This window comes from Chryseobacterium barbadense, from assembly GCF_042849955.1.
Lineage (GTDB): Bacteria > Bacteroidota > Bacteroidia > Flavobacteriales > Weeksellaceae > Chryseobacterium.
In genome coordinates this window covers 91,474-111,925 of sequence record NZ_BAAFHL010000002.1, presented here as the reverse complement: position 1 = coordinate 111,925, position 20,452 = coordinate 91,474, and the positions used below count along the sequence as shown (strand labels likewise).

General features: G+C 36.9%; 21 protein-coding genes and 2 tRNA genes. 8 read left to right on the top strand and 15 right to left on the bottom strand.

Going from position 1 to position 20,452, the window contains the following annotated elements; all coding sequences use genetic code 11:
* Positions 1 to 260 precede the first annotated feature (260 nt).
* The 8 genes from ACGHIN_RS02820 to ACGHIN_RS02785 all read left to right on the top strand — a co-directional run bounded on the left by ACGHIN_RS02820 (position 261) and on the right by ACGHIN_RS02785 (position 8,090).
* Positions 261 to 1,730: a tetratricopeptide repeat protein gene (locus ACGHIN_RS02820; RefSeq protein ID WP_390450620.1), complete on the top strand. Its 1,470-nt coding sequence runs from the start codon at positions 261 to 263 to the stop codon at positions 1,728 to 1,730.
* Positions 1,731 to 2,039: 309 nt separating this feature from the next.
* Positions 2,040 to 2,969 (top strand): hypothetical protein, encoded by a 930-nt coding sequence (locus tag ACGHIN_RS02815; RefSeq protein ID WP_390450618.1) that lies wholly within the window; start codon positions 2,040 to 2,042, stop codon positions 2,967 to 2,969.
* 20 nt (positions 2,970 to 2,989) lie between these two features.
* Positions 2,990 to 3,973 (top strand): hypothetical protein, encoded by a 984-nt coding sequence (locus ACGHIN_RS02810; RefSeq protein ID WP_390450616.1) that lies wholly within the window; start codon positions 2,990 to 2,992, stop codon positions 3,971 to 3,973.
* Between the two features lie 108 nt (positions 3,974 to 4,081).
* Complete coding sequence (locus ACGHIN_RS02805; RefSeq protein WP_390450614.1) at positions 4,082 to 4,768, top strand: hypothetical protein; 687 nt, start codon at positions 4,082 to 4,084, stop codon at positions 4,766 to 4,768.
* A 48-nt stretch (positions 4,769 to 4,816) separates the two neighbouring features.
* Positions 4,817 to 6,400, top strand: coding sequence for a hypothetical protein (locus ACGHIN_RS02800; protein WP_390450612.1), 1,584 nt, complete (start codon positions 4,817 to 4,819; stop codon positions 6,398 to 6,400).
* A gap of 46 nt (positions 6,401 to 6,446) precedes the next feature.
* Entirely contained in the window at positions 6,447 to 7,007 is a 561-nt protein-coding gene (locus tag ACGHIN_RS02795; RefSeq protein ID WP_390450610.1) for a hypothetical protein, read from the top strand.
* A gap of 334 nt (positions 7,008 to 7,341) precedes the next feature.
* Positions 7,342 to 7,767 (top strand): transposase, encoded by a 426-nt coding sequence (locus ACGHIN_RS02790; RefSeq protein ID WP_390450608.1) that lies wholly within the window; start codon positions 7,342 to 7,344, stop codon positions 7,765 to 7,767.
* The gene (locus tag ACGHIN_RS02785) at positions 7,764 to 8,090 is read left to right on the top strand and encodes a helix-turn-helix domain-containing protein (RefSeq protein WP_390450607.1); all 327 of its coding nucleotides are present in this window, start codon (positions 7,764 to 7,766) and stop codon (positions 8,088 to 8,090) included. The genes ACGHIN_RS02790 and ACGHIN_RS02785 overlap by 4 nt, the downstream gene beginning before the upstream one ends.
* A gap of 94 nt (positions 8,091 to 8,184) precedes the next feature.
* On the opposite strand, the gene ACGHIN_RS02780 is transcribed toward ACGHIN_RS02785, so the two are convergent.
* From ACGHIN_RS02780 to dapB, 15 genes are all read right to left on the bottom strand, one after another.
* Positions 8,185 to 8,258, bottom strand: a tRNA-Asp gene (locus tag ACGHIN_RS02780).
* A 33-nt stretch (positions 8,259 to 8,291) separates the two neighbouring features.
* Positions 8,292 to 8,365: transfer RNA gene (locus ACGHIN_RS02775), tRNA-Asp, on the bottom strand.
* A 126-nt stretch (positions 8,366 to 8,491) separates the two neighbouring features.
* Entirely contained in the window at positions 8,492 to 8,809 is a 318-nt protein-coding gene (gene trxA / locus ACGHIN_RS02770; protein WP_123262984.1) for a thioredoxin, read from the bottom strand.
* A 72-nt stretch (positions 8,810 to 8,881) separates the two neighbouring features.
* Entirely contained in the window at positions 8,882 to 10,057 is a 1,176-nt protein-coding gene (locus ACGHIN_RS02765) for a cysteine desulfurase family protein (RefSeq protein ID WP_390450606.1), read from the bottom strand.
* 15 nt (positions 10,058 to 10,072) lie between these two features.
* A complete protein-coding gene (locus ACGHIN_RS02760; protein ID WP_390450604.1) occupies positions 10,073 to 10,549 on the bottom strand; it encodes a hypothetical protein in 477 nt (158 codons plus the stop codon).
* Positions 10,550 to 10,572: 23 nt separating this feature from the next.
* Positions 10,573 to 11,160, bottom strand: coding sequence for an HAD family hydrolase (locus ACGHIN_RS02755; RefSeq protein ID WP_390450602.1), 588 nt, complete (start codon positions 11,158 to 11,160; stop codon positions 10,573 to 10,575).
* A 4-nt stretch (positions 11,161 to 11,164) separates the two neighbouring features.
* Complete coding sequence (locus ACGHIN_RS02750) at positions 11,165 to 11,890, bottom strand: SDR family NAD(P)-dependent oxidoreductase (RefSeq protein WP_390450600.1); 726 nt, start codon at positions 11,888 to 11,890, stop codon at positions 11,165 to 11,167.
* A 3-nt stretch (positions 11,891 to 11,893) separates the two neighbouring features.
* Complete coding sequence (locus ACGHIN_RS02745) at positions 11,894 to 13,210, bottom strand: FAD-binding oxidoreductase (protein WP_390450598.1); 1,317 nt, start codon at positions 13,208 to 13,210, stop codon at positions 11,894 to 11,896.
* Positions 13,207 to 14,094: a decaprenyl-phosphate phosphoribosyltransferase gene (locus ACGHIN_RS02740; protein WP_390450596.1), complete on the bottom strand. Its 888-nt coding sequence runs from the start codon at positions 14,092 to 14,094 to the stop codon at positions 13,207 to 13,209. Before ACGHIN_RS02740 ends, ACGHIN_RS02745 begins: the two co-directional genes overlap by 4 nt.
* A 107-nt stretch (positions 14,095 to 14,201) precedes the next feature.
* Positions 14,202 to 14,891: a YiaD family glycine zipper/OmpA-like lipoprotein gene (locus ACGHIN_RS02735; RefSeq protein ID WP_390450594.1), complete on the bottom strand. Its 690-nt coding sequence runs from the start codon at positions 14,889 to 14,891 to the stop codon at positions 14,202 to 14,204.
* A 25-nt stretch (positions 14,892 to 14,916) separates the two neighbouring features.
* Positions 14,917 to 15,408 (bottom strand): hypothetical protein, encoded by a 492-nt coding sequence (locus ACGHIN_RS02730; protein ID WP_390450592.1) that lies wholly within the window; start codon positions 15,406 to 15,408, stop codon positions 14,917 to 14,919.
* 121 nt (positions 15,409 to 15,529) lie between these two features.
* Positions 15,530 to 17,236, bottom strand: coding sequence for a S8 family serine peptidase (locus ACGHIN_RS02725; RefSeq protein WP_390450590.1), 1,707 nt, complete (start codon positions 17,234 to 17,236; stop codon positions 15,530 to 15,532).
* Position 17,237: 1 nt separating this feature from the next.
* Positions 17,238 to 17,861, bottom strand: a complete 624-nt coding sequence (locus tag ACGHIN_RS02720; RefSeq protein WP_390450588.1) for a WbqC family protein — start codon at positions 17,859 to 17,861, stop codon at positions 17,238 to 17,240.
* Between the two features lie 55 nt (positions 17,862 to 17,916).
* Positions 17,917 to 19,578 (bottom strand): signal peptidase I, encoded by a 1,662-nt coding sequence (gene lepB, locus ACGHIN_RS02715; protein ID WP_390450586.1) that lies wholly within the window; start codon positions 19,576 to 19,578, stop codon positions 17,917 to 17,919.
* Between the two features lie 75 nt (positions 19,579 to 19,653).
* Positions 19,654 to 20,355 carry a 4-hydroxy-tetrahydrodipicolinate reductase gene (gene dapB / locus ACGHIN_RS02710; RefSeq protein WP_390450584.1) on the bottom strand — a complete coding sequence of 234 codons (702 nt, stop codon included), beginning with the start codon at positions 20,353 to 20,355 and terminating at the stop codon, positions 19,654 to 19,656.
* Positions 20,356 to 20,452 lie beyond the last annotated feature (97 nt).

The window sequence follows — 20,452 nt, the reverse complement described above, 5'->3', positions numbered from 1 at the left end:
TAAAACAGGTCATTTAGTTTCGCTACTGCAGTACAAATATCAGACCTAAAATCTAATAATAAAAATACTTTGAAAAATTACCGTAAAAAAACGGATTAGAAAAATCATCAATACAATCTGATTAATTGTATATCACTTGGTATAAAAATGGACCTCTGTATCTGTAATAGCATATTAAACTCAGAGAATTCAGAACAAATAGTTAAAAGAAAACTTTAAACCCGATATTTATTCCGTGTATTTTTCTATTTTCGTATTTAATGAAATACTTTAAATACCTATTTCAATTCATCATTACTGTTGGGCTATTATCCTCATCAGCAATGCTGCTTTCTCAAAATATTTACAAAAAGTACGATTCCATTCTTCTGAATAAGCCTAAAGAAATGGGGAAAAATAATATTCCCAGAGAGAAGATCATTCTGTGGAATATGGAAATGCTGGAAAAAATGAAAAAAGAAAATTATACCAGAGGAATAATTTGGGCTCATATTAATCTCGCAAATCAATATTGGAATTTAGGGAAAGATGAAGAAAGTATTAAAAATTTAAACATTGCCAAAAAATTATCTGATGACCATGGGGTTGATTTTTTCACCCGTGCTAAAATTTATCAGGAATATTCTCAGACATATTATAATATGAACCTTATAAAAACAGGGTTAACATATAATTCTAAGGCGGGCTATTATGGAAATAAAATTGAAGACAAGGACAGAAGGAGTAAATTCTTATACTACGTCTATTCTTCAAGGGTAAATTTTTTATATGATACCAAAGAATTAGATTCTGTTTTATTTTATTTACATAAATCAATAAAGCTATATGAAAGCCCGCATATTGCTTCGTCTATAGCTAACTTTTATATAGAATATCAACCTAATCAGGACTCTGCCAAAGTCTATTTAGACAGAGCTCTCAATGTAATCAATCAAAAGAAAAAAGAAACAAATAGCTATGAAGTTTCTGTTGTATATTATTACTATGCCCAATATTTTTTCAGGGAAAAGAATTATGAAAAGGCCATCAGCTATTTACATCAATCTCTTGAATATAATGAAAAATTAAAAAACAATGGTCACACCCAAAATATATATCAGCTCTTGGCATTATGCTATAGAAATCTGGGAAATATAGAAAAAGAAAAAGAATATCTGGAACATTACGTAAAGCTGAAAGATAGTTTAGGCCAGCAACAGGCCAAGGGTATAGATTTGACACTAAAAAATATAGAACAGGAAACAGCCGAAGAAAAGGAAATTCTTAAAAAAAAGACCCTCATCAATGTCAGTATTTTGCTGGGCCTATGTTTTCTGGTGTTTGCCTACCTGTATTATCAGAATAATAAAAAAAAGAAACTGATCGCAGAAAGCAAAAAAATCATTTCCCAGAAAGAAGATGAAACAAAAAAATTAGAAAAAAGGATTGCAGGAGCTCATGAAGATTTAATCCAACTGGCAAAAAATAATGATATGGGGTTTCTGGAAAAATTCCAGGAAGTTTATCCTAACGTGGTCCAAAAGCTCCTAGAATTAAATCCGGATCTCACCCAGGCCAACCTTTCATTCTGTGCGTTAATCTGGCTGGGATTTTCTTCTAAAGACATTGCCGAGTTTACTTTTATGCAACACAAATCTGTACAGATAAAAAAGAACAGATTGAGAAAAAAACTCAACCTGGGATCGGATGTAGATCTCTATCATTTCCTTAAATCTCTTACGGATAATTAACACTTCCAAATCGTTTTTTAGTTAAACTTCTTGGTTTCGACTTTTGAAACAAAATTAATATAACATTGTAAATCAAAATGTTACATAAGTGTTATACCTATGTTAAGCCTGTTTTTATCTTTATAATTAGGTTCTGATATAAATTTGTCACCATAAACACAAATGTACTATATAGGGCAGTAATTTCTTGTAATGAAATACCTGTACCTCACTCATCAATTTAGATGAGATGGTTGTAAGCTATTACCTGAAGGGCTGCCTTATTTTAGTATCTCCATTTACTCAAATAATTAAAAATTGAACAAGTTTATGATGAAAAAAAATTTTTTAGCAGGCTTATTGCTTTCTTTTATGTCTGGGCACGCCCAAGTGGGGATTAACCAAAATAACCCTTCCGCTACTTTAGATATTCTCTCAAAAGGAAATACTTCGGCAACAAAGGCTTTTGAGGTAAACAATTCTTCAGGAACGGAGATTTTTACTATTCTGGACAACGGAAATACCGGAATCAATGTACCTGCTCCCACGGCAAAACTACACACCAATGGGAATATCCGATACGAAAACCTGCCACAGCTCACATCCGGTGTCACTCCTTTAGCCATAGACGCAAACGGATATGTGGGCACTTATACCCCTGTTGCGCTCTACTCATATATTACTATTGATAATACTCAGGTTACCTCAAGTTTTTCTCTTTACAGCAGCGCCATATATTATAATTTACCATTCCAGGCTACCGGTATTCTTAGCAATTCCCTGGGCGTGACGCTGGGTTCTGATGCTTCGGCAACGCTCAGCAGGACCAGCGGTGCCAATGATGCGGTAACCAATGTAGTGTATATTACTATTCCCAGTCCGGGGGTATATAAACTGAATTTAAATTACTATACCAATTGTACCGGTTCCCCATCCGGCTCTAGTGGGGGCGCCAATTTTCTGGGCATAGGAAGCGGCATTTATCTGGCTTCTTCCGGAAGTACTGCTTATGCAGAACAATCTACTATACGTAACAATGCTTTTCCTTTACGGGATAGTGCCGGTAACCTAAACACGGGGCAATATAACTATCCTGCACAAAATAATGTATTTACGATTGTAGAAACCACCTCCCCCAACCAGAAAATTGCCTTATTTGTCAATTGGGGAACTGCAGATCAGTTCAATACCAATGTGTGCTCTCTTTCAACGCCTACCGGTCTTGATAAGAAAGTAGCCTTGATTATTTCCAAATTATAATAAAAAACTGCACAAACAAAATGAATAAAATATTCTTCATACTAACCCTTGTTTCGTGTTTTTTATCTGCTCAACAAAATCAGATTGGGATCAACACGGCAACACCCTCTGCAATGCTGGATATAGTGTCTAAAGACAACACCAATATTACAAAGGCTCTGGAGGTGAACAATTCGTCTGCAACAGAATTGGTGAAAGTAACCAATGCAGGCAATGTGGGAATTAATATAGGAGCTTCTGTTCCCGCTGCCTTACTACATGTAAATTCTGCAGGAAGCCTGAATATAAGGCATGAAAATTTACCGGCATTGTCTTCACCAGCCTACACACCTCCCTTCAACAAACTAGGAATAGATGGTTCCTTTAATGGAGTTGGAGTACCTGGTACGGTTAAATATTTATATTATCAGCAAGCCTCTAACTATCCTTCTACTTATACAGGCTCACCAACTTTTACAGGAGGTTTTTCTCTGTATGACTCAAATCAATATACTAATATTCCGATAGGTAATGATGTCGGCCTAAAAGGCAATACTGCAGGGTTTACCTTCGGGACAGATGCTACAGCTACAGTTAATGGGCAGGTGGTGAGCAATGTAAAATATGTAATCATCCCTGAACCCGGTGTATATTCTTTTGAATTTTGGGGATCTCTCCGCTGCAATAGATACAACAGCACTCAAAACTATACCTTAACCGGGCAAATGCAGGTAAATACGGTGTTTGCTACCGCGTCCGGAACAACTTACACTACTAATACCATTGCAAGAGGTATCTTAAACTCAACAAGAGATAATTCCGGGAATACTACCAATACCTCTTATGCTTTTGCCAATCCTCAGGTATTGACGCAAGTATTACAGACAACAGTACCTAATCAGAAAATAGCCCTGTTCTTACAATACATAAGTGGTGAACCCAATCAGTTCACACATGATGAATGTTATCTGAATGTACCCGCCGGAAGCAATACAAGTTATTATTTAATTGTCACCAAAATGTAACCGCATCCAAAGTTGAAAAACAAACAATTACACAATACCTTATTAAAATTTAAAAAAGTTGTTATGATTAGAAAAAATTCTTTTTACAAAGCCCGATTGGCAAAAAAAATGGCAAAAATTTTATTGACCATTTTACCATTGTATTTCAGCTTTTTATCCGGTCTTTTATTTGCCCAGACCGGTAATGTAGGAATCAACACAACCAATCCTACTAATACACTGCATATAGTCTCCGGGGCGGATCCTTTGAGATTGGAAGGTTTACAGCCGGGAAATTCAGGAAATAACATCCTTACCGTTGACGGAAATGGTGTTGTGAAGCAAAACGCCAGTGTAGTGGGCTTACAGAACGGAAGTTACTTTGCACAGGGAAACAATCTTGTAAGTATTCCTGCAGGTCAGGCACTACCTATTGACGGAGTTACCATAACTTTCACTCCGACTGTCAATGTGAATGCTATGGTTACAGTATCTGCATTGCCATTGCCCTCAGCAGCAGGTTCAAATGTACAGGGAAGTATTGATCTATTACAAAACGGGGCAAAAATATCATCCCAGTACTATTCTTCCTGGGATGGGCAAAATCTTAATCGCCTGGGAAATTATTCCACAACGACCAGGCTGGTTCCCCTAACAGCCGGTACCGCTTACACCTTTTCGGTACAGGCTAAATCCTGGATAGGAACTACCGTATTTAACAAAGACCCTACTGTAGCACCAACCTATCTAAATGCCACAGCAAGTGATTCCAATTCGATGAAAACAACAATGACGATTGTATTATTTTCAAGATAAAAACACAAACAAACAGATTCAGCATTATAATCTACTTTAATTAAAAATATGATGAAAAAAAATTTTTCAGGATGGTTATGTCTCATAGCCGGGGCTGCCATTCATGCCCAAATGAACGTAGCTTTTACAAGCAAAAGCTTTGCGACAAGCGGACAGGAAGACCTTTTACATTCAGGTTTTACTTATTTTAATGCAAAGGCTAATCCGGTTAAAATTCAGGAACCCTCGGCAGGCTCCTATCAATCGGGTGTTTACAAGAGTGTTTTAGTTCAAGACTCTGATGGTGACGGCATTACGGATGATCTTGATCTGGATGATGACAATGACGGAATATTGGATACGGTAGAATGCCCTTCTATCACCAATCATCCCGTGTATCATTTGTATGATGATAATATTTCATCTACTAACTTTTTAGACCTATATAAACAATTAGATGGGATTGGTTCTACATTTGTCTGCCCTGTAATTAACTGTAGTGTTAATCCATATGGTTCTTTATATAAAAGTACAAATATAACCGGAAGCGTAACCAATCTTGCGTATGATGACAGTAAGTATTATACCGTAGATGCCGCAGGAAATCTATTGTATACCAATAATATTATTAACGGAACGTTTACCAATTTAGGCAATGCCAATATAGGAACCGGTTTCCTAAACTTAGCCTATGATAATGGCATTTTTTATCATTGGAAAAGAGTTGGTACCACTAATGCTTTTACCTTATACAGCTCGCCAGATCCGACTACAGTTCCATGGGTATTGATGGGGACAGTCAATGGAAGAGTATACTCATTTACAAGTGGTGGTTATACCTATGAATTAAAAGATATGGCTGTAGATGACGGCGTTTTCTATTTCATGTACTATTCTGCAAATGTAGCAAATAATGACAATGCTAATCGTACGATTGTTTACTCTACAACGACTCCTACTGCTTTAACTCCAACATGGCAAAATTTAGGTTCCACTAATTTTGGAACGGGAGTTTACAATATTGCGATTGGTTCTGAAGATTTATATGTAACCTGTGACCCCGATGGTGACAATATTCCCAATCACCTGGATTTAGACTCAGATAATGATGGTTGTGTAGACGCAATGGAAGGTGATGAAAATGTAACTGTTTCCCAATTGGTAACAGCAGGAGGTACTGTTGTAACGGGTTCTATGGCAAGTAACCAAAACTTATGTGCTTCGGTGACCTGTGTAAACGCACAAGGCGTTCCTTTGGTTGTAAATTCCGGTGGTGCTGCTGACATTGGTGGAGACCGGGGACAGGGTATCGGATCATCACAAAATGCAACCGTAAATAGCTGTGCCTGCTACAACAATCCATCTACCTCAACGGGAATAGATTCCAAATTCGGAATTACCCTTCTGAAACGGGCTGGAAATCAAAATGGCACTACACCAACAACCAATCAATGGCCAATGGTTCGTAAATCAGCACATGCCGTTTTAGAATCCAATACCAAAGGATTTGTCGTAACCCGTGTATCAACAGCCGGTTTATCTTCTATTACAAATCCGCAGGAAGGGATGATGGTGTATGATACGACTGCCAAATGCTTAAAGATTTATGATGGTGCTGCATGGAGCTGTTTTTCAAATCCAGCATGTCCATAACGAAGAAAGCCCTAAAACTTTTTTAAACTCTTCAAAAACAAAATCAATGAAAAATATAAAAATTATATTATCGCTTATAACAGTAGCCCTATCCTCTACAGCGTTTTCACAAATTATTATTGGTGACCAGACGGGAACAGCAACAGCAAAGACCTCTGTATTATTAGAATTTGCCAATACCGGCAACAAAGGAATTATTTTGCCTTATGTGAGAACTATCCCCGCATCTCCTACAGAAGGAACCATTATTTTAGATGCCAGTACAGCAACCACTGCACGGGTAAAATACTATAATGCCAACAGCATAGCAGGAACCAACGGCTGGACAGATTTAAGCGGACAGAATGCAGATATTACCGCCGCGCTTGCCCAACAGCCAACCGGTGTTACGGAAAGTACTGCTAAAACAATAATTGGGGCAGTAACTACCACATCAGATGGTGTATTGGTTTTAGAATCTGCCACAAAAGCAATGATACTACCTATAGTGGCATCTACAGATAATATTCCGAGCCCAAGCCCCGGAATGATGGTGTACATCAATAAAGCGGGAGCAAAACGCCTTGCCGTTTTCAACGGAAGCAAGTGGAGCTATTGGAGACCATAGTCTAAATTTCCCTTCGGACAGAGAGTTAAAATCAAAACACAAATGTCATTATAATATGAAAATCCGAAGGGAATTTATCTTTTAGTAACGGTAAAATAATTATCACTGTAACGATCATTAAGAATAATGAAATTCAGCATTAAGTATGCATACATTATTGGAAAAACAAAAACTGAGGTTTTGAAAGAACTGGGAAACAACCTTATTTTTTTTCAAATAATATCTGGGTGTATCATTTAAATACAAAATGGTGGCAAAAGCGAAAAAAACTTTATCTATTTTTTGAAAATAATCGTGTAAAACATATTAATATAGAAATGATATTATAATAAAAATGGAAAATTTCAAAAACATTCATATAGGTCGTTTAATCAGTCAGGCTGTCCGGGAAAATGATATGGAGCTATCCCGTATCTGTAGTTTTCTGAAACGTACAGAAACAGAAGTTCACCAGATGTATGAAGCTGATAGTCTTGATACAGAAATCCTTTTAAGATGGAGCAAACTTTTGGGTTATGATTTTTTCAGAGTGTACAGCCAGCATTTGATACTATTTTCACCCTCATCGGCTGCTGAAAAAGGTGAACCTCGTCATAAATCGAACCTGCCTCAATTCCGAAAGAATATTTATACAAAAAATATGATTGATTTTATTCTTGATTTATTAGAAAATGGGGAAAAAACCAAACTACAAATTATTAATGAATACAAAATTCCAAAAACTACTTTATATAAATGGATACACAAATACAAAAAATGAATACAAGACCGGATTACCATAAGATTTATTCGGATATAATCCAGTTAAGATATCCTGAGAAAGAAAAGTATTGCCAGGTTATTCTTTCCCAAAATCCTATTTCTGAGCTGGAGGTCATTAAACTTAATGATATTATTTTTTCTCAGCAGGAAAATGAAAATCAGATTTCCAACCAAAGGCATCGTGCTTACAATGAGCAAGTGATTTTAAAGATCCTAAATTATCAGAAGAAAAACAGATTGAATAATACCCAATTGGCCATTCACTTCAATCTTAGCAGAAATACCGTAGCCAAATGGAAAAAAATATATAAAATAATATAATTCTTTTCTGCAGGGCTATGAGAATTTTATTTAGATACGTTGCTAAATAGTATTAAAAGAAAAAGTCGCTATTTAGCGACTTTTTTATTTGTAGCGATCCGGACGGGACTCGAACCCGCGACCTCCGCCGTGACAGGGCGGCATTCTAACCAGCTGAACTACCGGATCAATTTTTTTAAAGTAAATTGATAAAAACTTATGCGATCCGGACGGGACTCGAACCCGCGACCTCCGCCGTGACAGGGCGGCATTCTAACCAGCTGAACTACCGGATCATTAAATTTAAAAGAGCTTGTTTCTTTTTGTGATTGCAAAAATACACCTTTTTTAGTTACCTGCAAATTATTTTTTAAAAAAATGCCTCCCATAGCTGGAAGGCGTTCATTATCAAAGTTATTTTTTTACAAGTGTGCGCTTAGCTTTTCAGCGATAACATCTTTAGGAGCTACCCCTACCAGTTTATCCACTACTTCTCCATTTTTAAAAATAAGAACCGTAGGAATATTTCTGATTCCGTATTGCATTGAAATTTCCTGGTTGTTATCAACATCCACTTTTCCTACTACTGCTTTTCCTTCGAAGTCTGCAGCCACTTCTTCAATAATCGGTCCCAGCGTTCTACAAGGTCCGCACCATACTGCCCAAAAGTCTACTAATACAGGTTTATCTGATTTTAAAACCGTTTCCTGGAATGAGCTATCTGTAATTTCTAAAGCCATTTTATTTTTATTTAATTAATATTATATTTTCAATTATTTACAGTTCAAAATTAACACTTTTAAGCCATAAGCTTATCTATGCTGAGCATTTGTTTTTTCTATAACAAAGTCATTTGAAATTTCTTTCAGAGCTGTTACTAACGTATCAATATCTTCTTTAGAGGTCAGATGACTAAACGAAATACGTAACGGTGTACATTGATCCATTTCATCTTCAGATAATACCATCATCATAACCATAGAAGGTTTTGAAGCTCCCGAAGAGCAGGCGCTTCCCTGTGAAACAGCTACCCCTTTCATATCCAGCTGAAGGCCGATTAATGGATTTTTATAAGGCAATAATGCGCTTAAAACCGTATACAGGCTATTTTCTTTTTCCGCACTCCTTCCGTTAAATTTAATCCCCGGAATTTCGGCAGATAATCTTTCAATGGCATAATCTTTAATCCCCTGCATATGGTTGGTATAAGCCTCCATATGGTCCAAAGACAATTCTAAGGCCTTGCCTAGCCCTACAATCCCACTTACGTTTTCAGTTCCCGCTCTTAAGCTTCTTTCCTGAGGTCCGCCGGTAATAATCCCTTTAAGGCCCGTTGCTTTTCTAATGAATGCAAATCCTACGCCTTTCGGCCCATGGAATTTATGAGCGCTGCATGAAGCAAAATCAACTTGAATCTGAGAAAAGTCAAGGTTCATATGAGCCATAGTTTGTACAGTATCTGAATGGAAAAGAGCGTTATGCGCCTTACATAATTCAGCAATCCTTTTGATATCTGTAATATTTCCGATTTCATTGTTAGCATGCATTAAGCTCACTAAAGTTTTTTTATCAGAAGATTTTAAAAGTTCTTCCAGCTTATTGAGATCAATATCACCTTTTTCATTAGGGCGGATGTAAGCTACTTCCACTCCTTTTCTGTTTTTCATATCCAAGATACTTTCGGAAACACATTTGTGCTCTAAAGGAGAACTTATGATCCTTTCCACGCCAAGATGCTCTACGGCGGATTTAATGATCATGTTATTGGATTCTGTTCCGCATGAAGTAAAGATAATTTCAGCAGGAGTTACATGCAGATAGTCTGCAATCTGCCTTCTTACATTTTCAAGCAGAATTTTTGCTTCCTGTCCAAAACTATGGGTAGAGGATGGATTTCCAAAATTCGTCTTCATGATGCTTACCATGGCATCAATAACTTCTTCTGAAAGAGGCGTGGTTGCAGCGTTATCTAAATAGACTTTATTCATTTTTAGTTTTACTTTTTACTTGGAATATTTTAATTCTACAGCAGTGAACTGGTAATTGGAAGGCACAGTGAAAATCATCCATGGTTTTGAAATCACCTGTATTTCCATTCCTCCTGAAAGGGATTGCGGAACTTCAACGTACAAGATATTATTCTTCACTGAAACACTTTTTATTTCAGTGATTTTATGATCTCCTGATCTGAATTCTCCCAGATTATACAATATAACTTTCTTATTTTCAGGAAAATCCGGATAATTACCCGCAGGTTCTTTGCCGACTTCCCCAATTGTAAAGCTTCCGCCTTTTACTGCTTTCAAAAATTCCTGTTCGTTTTTTAAAATAACAAATCCGGGACGGCCTGTTCCTCCCTGAGATTCTGATACAAGAATTTCTGCATTGGTCTGCATATTCTGAGATTTTTGGGATGTTTGGGATGGTGTGTTGACACAACTCATAAGAATTGCAAAACACCAGACAATCAGTTTGTTCATTTTTACATTTTTACATTCCAAAATTAATGAAAAAATTGGTAATGTCCTTCATTTGCCCATTTAAGCATATACTTGTCCCCCGAAGTATCTCCGAAAGCTATAATTTTATCAAATTTAGAATTGCTGATTTCTTCTTTTATGCGTACAAGCTTTTCTTTTCCGTTGCAATTTTTACCGATAAAATTCCCCGTAAAAATGCCGTTCTTAAACTCCGCTTTGGTGGAAACCAACTGCATTTGCAAAGCATCAGCAAAAGGTTTGGCCCAAATATCCAGTGAAGCGGTAACCAGCAAACTCTGAGTATTAGTGCGGTCCATATGATTGATAAAATCCAGTGCGTTTTCACGGACAATTTTAGGATAGTGATGTTCAAAAAATTCTTTGGATTTTTTTTCTATCTTCTCTTTAGTCTGCCCTTTAAGAATAGAGCCTATGAAGCTTTTTTTTACCTTTTCAGTCTCTGCAAGCTTTAATTTCAATAAAATAAAGAGCGGAACATGTTTAATAAATTGTAGTCGGAATTTGCCAGGATCATAAAACTTAAGATACATAAACATGGTATCTTTATACGTTATAGTACCGTCAAAATCAAAACAATACAATTTCTTCATAAGGCTAAAGCTTTAATTTTTTGAAAATAAATTCAGGGATATTCCTGATGATCATCATAATAACGCCCCAAACCGGTAAAACGTATGCGACGTTCTTTTGTTTTTTGTAAGCTTTATAAATACAGTCTGCCGCCTGCTTTGGAGTCGCCGTTAGTTTAGGGTTTAAAGGGAGTCCTTCCGTCATTTTTGTAGCCATAAATCCGGGCTTTATGGTCAGCACGTGAACTTTTTTATCAAAAAGATAATTTCTCAATCCGCTTAAATAGGCCGTGAAAGCTGCTTTTGCGCTTCCATAGATGAAATTACTCTGTCTTCCCCGGTCACCCGCAACGGAAGATAAACCGATAATGGTTCCGGATCTCCTGCTTTCAAATTTCTGAGCAAAATAGTTGATCACCGGAATCAATCTGGAGTAATTGATATCTATAATTCTTTCCGTATTCTTATGATCATAAAGCCCTTCTTCCGTTCCTTCACCCAGATATCCGGTGGCACAAAACAGCAGGTTGGAATAAATATGATCAAATTGGTTATAATCGATTTCTTTCAGTAAATCCAGCTCAATCACTTCAGATTGCTGAAGAAATTTCACATCAATATGTCTTGCAAATCTTTCCGTAGTTTCTTTATTTGAGGTAAGGAGGTATATTTTTTCAAATTTTTCTCCTTCCTGAAGTGCTTTTTCCACAAAAGCCTGCGCTACTTCAGACGTACTTCCCAGAACTATCATTGGCTAGTGATTATTTATGATTCTTTTGTGCTGTAAAGACACAAATTTTGGGTTTTGAATGTTTTTAAGATAATTGGTCAGAGAAGATCTGCTCATACTGTCTTTCGTCAGATAAATCCGGCCTCCAAACTCCTGAACGATCTGATCCAGCTGATCCACCAGTTTTTTCAGCTTTGAATTAACCTTAAAGTCTAATGCCAAGGTATAGCCTTCAAAAGGGAAAGAATTGTAAGCTTCCGGATTATTTTTTCCAAACAGCTTTAGCACAGCCAGAAAGGATCCGTTTCCACTATTGGCAATGGTTTCCAGTATTCTTTTCATTCCTTCTTTTCCTGTTTCTTTCGGAATTACCATTTGGTATTGGATAAACCCGGACTTGCCATAAATTTTATTCCACTCATTAATGGCGTCTAAAGGGTAAAAGAAGGTTTCGTAATCAATAAAGCTTTTAACTTCTTTTTTGGCCTGCTTTTTATAATACAATACATTAAAAATCTTTACGGTAAGAGCATTCAGAACAAAATTAGGAAAGTAAAAAGGAACTGTTGGCTGGAATTTCTTTTTCAGTCTCAATGGGTTTTGCTTTAAATGTTGAGGAAGCTCATGCTGAAAAGCATGTTCACCCCTCATCAAAATACTTCTGCCTATGTTTTTTCCTTTCTGAAGACAGTCAATCCACGCAACGGTGTAGGTCCAGCTTTCACTTTCTTCAAACAGTTTGAAAATTTCGTCAAGGTTCTCCGCTTTGATGCTTTCCTGACGAATGTAGGCCGTTTCTATATTTTTAAGCTTGAATTTAGCGGTCAGAATAATTCCGGTGAGCCCCATTCCGCCAATCGTCGCCCAGAACTTATCTGCATTCTCTTCCCGGGAACAGGTAATAATTTCTCCGTTTTCATTCATTAACTTGAATTCAATCACGTATTCTGAAAAGCAGCCCTCGGCGTGGTGATTTTTTCCATGAACATCAGAGGCAATAGCTCCACCTATGGAAACAAATTTGGTTCCCGGAGTCACATACAAAAAATATCCCTGCGGAACCACCACTTCCAATACTTCTGAAAGCAGAACTCCGGATTCACATTCCATTACACCGTTTAAACGGTCAAAACTGATCAGTTTATTAAGTTTTCTGGTAGAAAATATATGTTCGCCCAGTGAAGCATCCCCATAACATCTTCCGTTTCCTCTGGCAATAACTTCATTATGGCTGAGTATAAATTCTTTTATTTTACTGAAGCTGTCATCCGATTTCATTTCTTTTTCCACTACCGGATAATTGCCCCAGTTGGTAACCTTCTGTATAAAATTCGGCTTCATTTTTTAAAATAAATTTGAATTAGAAATGTGGCTACCCATAGTAATAAAGTAACCTGGATATACCGGTCTCTGTACACAATTTTTGTCGGCGATTCCGTTCTGTTATACACTAAGGTCTGCTGCAGATACCTTAGGAATGCAAATACTACAAAAATAACGGTATAAAAAACTCTTTCATGAAACCTGTCCTGAACTTCCGGTGATAAGGTAAACATCAGGTAGCAAACAATAGCTAATGTGACGGATATGGAAAGGGCAATATCTGCAAACTGCACATTATAGCCGTCCAATGCTCTTCTTGTCTTTCCGGAAACCTGTGCGTTGATAAGTTCGCCTCTTCTTTTTCCAATAGCTAAAACCAATGCTAAGACGAATGTCAGCAGGATCGCCCATTGGGAAATACTGATCCCTGTTATATATCCTCCTGCCAATACTCTCAAAACGAACCCGATCGCAATAATAAAAATATCAATAATGGGAACATGCTTTAATTTAAATGTATAAGCCAGGTTCATCACGAAGTAGAAAAGGATAATCGTGGCAAATTTCCATAAATCCTGATGAAAATATGCCTGGGCGAAAAATACAAGGGCAATGTCAGCTGCAATTAACCCTATAAGGATTCCTATCGCTTGTGATTTTGAAATAGCTCCGCTTGCCAATGGTCTTCTTCTTTTTTCAGGATGTTTTTTATCTGCTTCAATATCATTATAATCATTAAGAATATAAACTACACTGGCAGCGAGGGAAAAGATGATAAAAGCAAATATGCTTTTGGTAAGTAAGTCCAGATTGGTAATGTTGCCGGAAAAAAACAGCGGGACAAAGACAAACAAATTCTTTACCCATTGCTCTACACGCAGCAATTTCAGATATTTCTTCATTTATGTTATTTCAATTGCAAAAATAGTAATTTCAAAATTTCCAGCATAAAAATACAAAAAAAACCGCCGAAGCGGTCTTTTAAGAAAATATTTATATGTTTAATTAATTACTGTCCTTGCTGGGCATCATTAATCATTTTCTCGTTGGCAGTAATTGCAAATTCAACTCTTCTGTTTTTTGCTCTACCTTCTTCTGTATCATTAGTTGCTACCGGCATGCTTTCTCCTTCTCCCATAGCAAATAATCGGCTTGAAGCGATTCCTTTAGCTGATAAATAGGCTTTTACGGAATTCGCTCTTCTTTCTGAAAGTCCCATATTATAATCATCTGAACCTTTGCTGTCTGTGTGTCCGTAGATATTGATATTGGTATCAGGATTGTTGATAAGGACCTGAGCCAGTTTATCCAGGTTGGTTTTAGCTGTGCTTGTAAGATCTGATGAATCAAAAGCGAAGTTAACAATACTTTCACTCATGGTAATTTTAATACCGTCTCCTACTCTTTCTACTTCAGCTCCAGGCAAAGTTTCTTTAATTTCTTTAGCCTGCTTATCCATTTTAGAACCAATAACGTTACCGGCTACACCACCAATAATACCTCCTAATACAGCGCCTAATGCAGCATTTTTACCTTTTCCTACATTATTCCCCAAAATACCTCCAATTACTGCTCCTGAAGCTGCCCCTACCGCAGTTCCTCTCTGTTGGTGGTTTGAGTTTTGAACTGCTTCACAGCTCGTTAATAACAAAGCTGATGATAAGAAAAATGCTCCGATATATGTTTTGTTAAATCTCATCTTATTGAATATTTATTATTAATAATTATTTCATTCCTGTTCTTTGAAAATTGTACACAACCCTTACTGTGCTTCCATCAAAAGGAACATTCTGTTCAAGCGAAAACTGGTCTGTAGTCTGATTGATCAGGTTCAAAGTATATCCTGCAGTATTTTGCTTAGCTTTTGTTCCTGCATAAATTTTCTTGAAAGAGAAAGTGTTTCCTCCTGTAGCGTCGATCTTGATCGGTTGCGTAACGGCAGGACAAGATCCGCCACCGTTTAAAGTATATGCCCCGGAATAATTATTAGGGATCAATCTCCAGTGGCTTCCTACGAAGCACTGAGCGTCTGCCCCTTCATCAAAAGGTTTGATTTTATACTGTTTGTCGTAATCAATACTTACGATTTGCCAGTCTCCCTTCATCTTAAGGAATTCTGCTCTCTGATTTTGTGATGCTTTTGCATTGTTAACTGAGGAACAAGACACTGCAAAAAGTGATGTTCCCAACATTCCTGCAAGTAGTAACTTTTTCATATCTGTTTATTATTTTAGATACAATAAAGTTACAAAAAACCGTGCCAAAATTGTAAAAAAAAAGAAAAAGTCCCAGAGATTGGGACTTTTTCTAGTATAAATTTAATGTAAGTATCCTAATTTACAGCTTGATTGGTTTCCCTGCAGGCTTTTTCACCTTTTTAGCAGGCTTTACAGCTTTTTTAGCAGCGGAAGATGATTTTCCGTTATAGAAATTGGCGTAAGCATATTCAGCTGCCTTTTTCAAATCGATAACACCTCCTGCCTGAGAGTAGTCTCCAAACTGGTTTTCTGTATTTGGATTGCTAGATTTCACTAAAGATTCAATAATCTGATCCGGTTTAAGATTTGGCATATAAGACAACAGAACTGCTGCTGCACCTGCCACTACAGGAGAAGCCATTGAAGTTCCCTGAAGGTATCTGTATTCATTTTTCGGAACGGTAGAATAAATTTCTTCACCCGGAGCAAATACATTCACCATTTTTTTGTTAAAATTGGAGAATCCTGCTCTGAGCTCATTGTTTCTGTTGGTACTTGCTCCCACTACAATAACGTTGTTTACAAACGGCTTTTCATCTGTAACATTTTTAAAGTTGGTAGGATAAGCAAGGTGTTCAGCAACGTCTTCGTTTTCATTTCCTGCCGCTTTTACTAAAAGAACTCCTTTATCCTGAGCATATTTGAAAGCATCCCAAACTACATTTTTGCCGGGAGAAACGGGTTTACCAAAACTCATATTCAAAATTTTAGCTCCGTTATCAACAGCATATCTGATTGCATTGGCAACGTCTTTATCTCTTTCATCCCCATTTGGAACCGTTCTTACGGACATAATTTTTGCTACTTTTGAAGCAACCCCGTACTGAATTTCTTTTCCCTGAGGAAGTCCCGCAATGATACCCGCCACGTGAGTTCCGTGTTCTGCGTCCGGCCCTTCATAGTGATTGTTTCCGTAATTTTTTTCAGAATAGTCATCATAGTTGTCTCCAACGATTTCTTTTCTCGGATCATAGTTCACGTCATACTGCTTGGATTGAGGTCCGAAATGGTCTATCGCTTCTTTCATTTGCGACTTCATTTCTTTTTCAAATTCCGCAGCAGATTTCCCTTTAAATTCCGGGCTTTGAGCCACCTGATTTAAGATCTGAAGGGCAATAGCGTCTTTTTGATCCGTTGAAGGCTTAATAGCAGAAATATTTTCAGCCGTTACAGATTTACCGTTCAATAATTTAACCATATTAGGAATTAAATCGTTGATCATGGTATAGGTCTGCATGCTTTGTTTTGCTTCCATACTTTTCTTGCTGAAAAGCTCTTTGGATTTCATATACATGGCAAATTCCTCCGGCATTTTAGCCTGATTCGCTTTATTTTTTGCAGAATCTTCTCCTTCAAAGACTGGTTTATATCTGGCAACCACTCTGGTTACTTCCATATTATCCACATCAACATCTCCATTTTTACCTCCTATGAAGTTCCAACCGTGAATATCATCGATGTATCCGTTCCCGTCATCATCCTTTCCGTTGTTGGGAACCTCATTTGGGTTCGTCCATATATTTTTAACTAATCCCGGGTGATCTACCTGAACTCCACTGTCCAAGACTCCTACAACCACAGTTGTCGGCTTCAACCCTTTAGATTCTAGAAATTTATATGCATTTTCCGTATTCACTCCGTATACTTTTGCCGTAGCATAATCTTTATGATACCACGTCATTAAGTCTTTATTCTCTTTAGGGTCCACAGCTTTTTCCTGGGCTTCCTGGGCATATGTAAAGCTAAATCCCGCTAAAAAAACAGCAGCTAATAATACCTTTTTCATGTTAGTATAAATGTTTAATATTTTTAATATAAGTCAAAGATTCAGGCCCTTTGTTACAAATTAAGTCCAAAATTGACAAATCTTTTAAAAACCCCAGCTTATCTGAGAACGTCTGATAGTATTCTTCCATTTCAAATTCCGAAGGAATTTTAGCTGAAAAACGCTCTCTGAAATTGATCTCGTCAGGATTTTTGATATATTCTACATTCAAAGAGTGTGCCTTTTCTGTTTTTAAGATCTGTTGGATGATTTCCAATCCTTTCAGATTAAAATCGACCAGTTTTTTTTCATTAATATCAAAAATTTTCCTGATTTTATCCTCATAATACTCAAAATACGGGGAGCTCTGATACGCGGTTTGGATCGACTTCCAATGAAGCTTTCTCCAGTCTTCGGATTCGGAGATCTCTATATCCTTTAATTCTCTTTTCCCATTGTGACTAATGGGAATAATCAATGAAAGTTTCCCGTTTGCCCCGTAAATATTGGCTCTGTTTCTATACGTCTGCTTTGGAAAGCTTTCAAACTGTTCAAATATAATATTGTTTTCAGGGTTCAGAAAAACTGAGAACCATGAAATGGGTGGTAAATAAAATACCGGCAGTAACACATTCTTCATATTCATTATACAAAAATGAAGTATTTTTTCAAATACTTCATTCTATTTCTGTTTTATTTAATTATAAATCTTCTTCTGTTTTTTTCTTTCTGAACAACTTTACAAAATATTCCCATCCGAAGAATAAGATAAGGATCATTGCGGCAATCCACCAGTATGATGTTTTGTTGGCTTCTCCTGTATTAGTGGCCTTGAACATTCTATCCCAACGTACTTTAAATGGAGCCTGGTAAGAAGAGCTTGCATCAGCAAATGCTCCCTGTAAACTCATCCAAGTGAACATTGGCTTACCAACAATATTCTCCTCAGGAACGAAACCAAAGAATCTTGCATCCAATGATGCATCTCTGTTGTCCCCGACCATCATATAATAATCCTGCTGGATTGTATATTGAGTCGCTTCTTTTCCATTGATGAAAATTTTTCCGTTTTTATTTTCCAAGCTGTTGTGCTCGTATTCGGAAATGATCCACTGATACATGGGAAGTGTTTCTTTATTGATCGCCACAACATCCCCTTTCTTAGGAATTCTCACAGGACCATACCAGTCCTGGTTCCAAGGTTTGTTGATAGGGAAAATAGACTGGGTAGTATCTATGCTTTTTGTATAGGCAGTTCTATCAGCATTTAATTTATATGAAATGGTTGCGGAATCTTTCGGATAGATGTTTTCTTCCATTGAAATAACATTCGGTAACGCTTTGATCTCTGCAGCCGTTTTATCCGTTAATCCCTGGAAAATATATTCAAAACCTTTATCACCCTGCATTTCTCTTACCGGTAAGAATCCATAGGTATTATACAGTGACGGAATATCCAATTGCTCTCCCGTATTTACGGTATATGCATGCTGAACTTCCTGATCTCCCAAAACAGTTTCCGGTTTTCCGTTCACGAAAAGTCTTCCACTTCTCATTTCAAATGTATCTCCGGCTGTAGCCACACATCTTTTTACATACGGATCTTTTCTGTCGATCGCTGTATGTACTGAATCCTGCGGATAGTTGAATACTACTACATCATTTTTCTGAGGTTTATTGAATTGTAATATTCTTGTGTATGGCAACTTTACTCCCTCCACATAAGATTTGGGATCATTTTTAGGATTTCCATCTTTTTGGGTATCATAAATTGTACCCTGCAAGAACGGGATTGCTAACGGTCTCATCGGCAATCTGTACCCATAACTCCATTTGTTTACAAATAAGAAATCTCCTACTAACAATGTTCTTTCCATGGATCCAGTAGGAATTCCGAAAGGCTGGGTTACAAATACGTGAATGATGGTTGCAAAAACTACTGCAAAAGTAATAGACCCTAGGAATGTATCTTTCTTTTTAGCATTTTTCTCTTCATCCGTTAAAAACAATTCATTGGCATTTTCATCCTCCAGTTCCACATCTTTGGAATAGTTCACCGTTGCCATATAAATGAACGGCAGAATTACTGTAAGAAGCTGATGCTGGAAAAGGTTTTTTCCAAATTTTTTCATTAAATAAATATGGAAAACAGACATCATGATTGGTCCTACAATCGGTAAATAGGATAAAACAGCCCACCATTTTGGATGTTTGGTTTCTTTTAAGATAATGAAATAATTATAGAAAGGTATAAATGCGAATAACGGACTATAGCCCATTTTCTTGAACAGCTTCCATGTTGAAATTCCCATCAATACGGATAGGATGAGAACATATACTGTATAAGTTAAAAAGTAATTCATAAATTTCGTGCCTATTCTGTTAATTTGTGTTGAGCAACTTATTATTAGTTAATCATTATGAAGTTTTGTTACAGCTTACAGTCCCAAAACGTCTTTCATGGTAAAGTTTCCTTTTTTGTCTTTGATCCATTCCGCAGCCACTACCGCACCTAACGCAAAACCGCTTCTATTGAAAGCCGTATGCTTTATTTCAATTTCATCTACCTCACTTCTATAGAATACGCTGTGGGTTCCCGGAACCTCATTTTCACGGATGGCAAAAATACCTAATTGGTTTCCCTGAGTTTCTTCTAACTTCCAAGCTTCAAATTTAGGGTTATGCCTGAAGATCCCTTCAGCCAGAGAAATAGCCGTTCCGCTTGGAGCATCTAATTTATGAACGTGATGAATCTCTTCCAATTGACAGGAGTACTCATCTACGTTCTTCATTAAATCGGCTAATTTTTCGTTCAAAGCAAAAAATAAGTTTACGCCTAAACTGAAGTTGGAACCATATAAGAATGCTGTATTATTTTCCACAGCCAGTTTTTCAATTTCGGACTTCTTTTCAAGCCAGCCCGTTGTTCCGCAGATTACGGGAATTTTGTTTTCCAGACATGCTTTTATGTTATCAAATGCCACTTCAGGCAATGAAAATTCAATAACAACATCCGGATTATTAAGGTTTTCAGAAGTTGGGGTTTCTTTCAGTCGGGCAACTACTTCATGCCCTCTTTTTGTGGCAATTTCATCAATGATCTTACCCATTTTACCGTATCCAACTAATGCTATTTTCATATTTATTTTATTTAACTATCCGTTTTATCTATTTTTCAAAGCAAAGATCGCAAAGAAAAGTTAACATACTTGAGCTCGCAAAGGCATTTCATTTAGC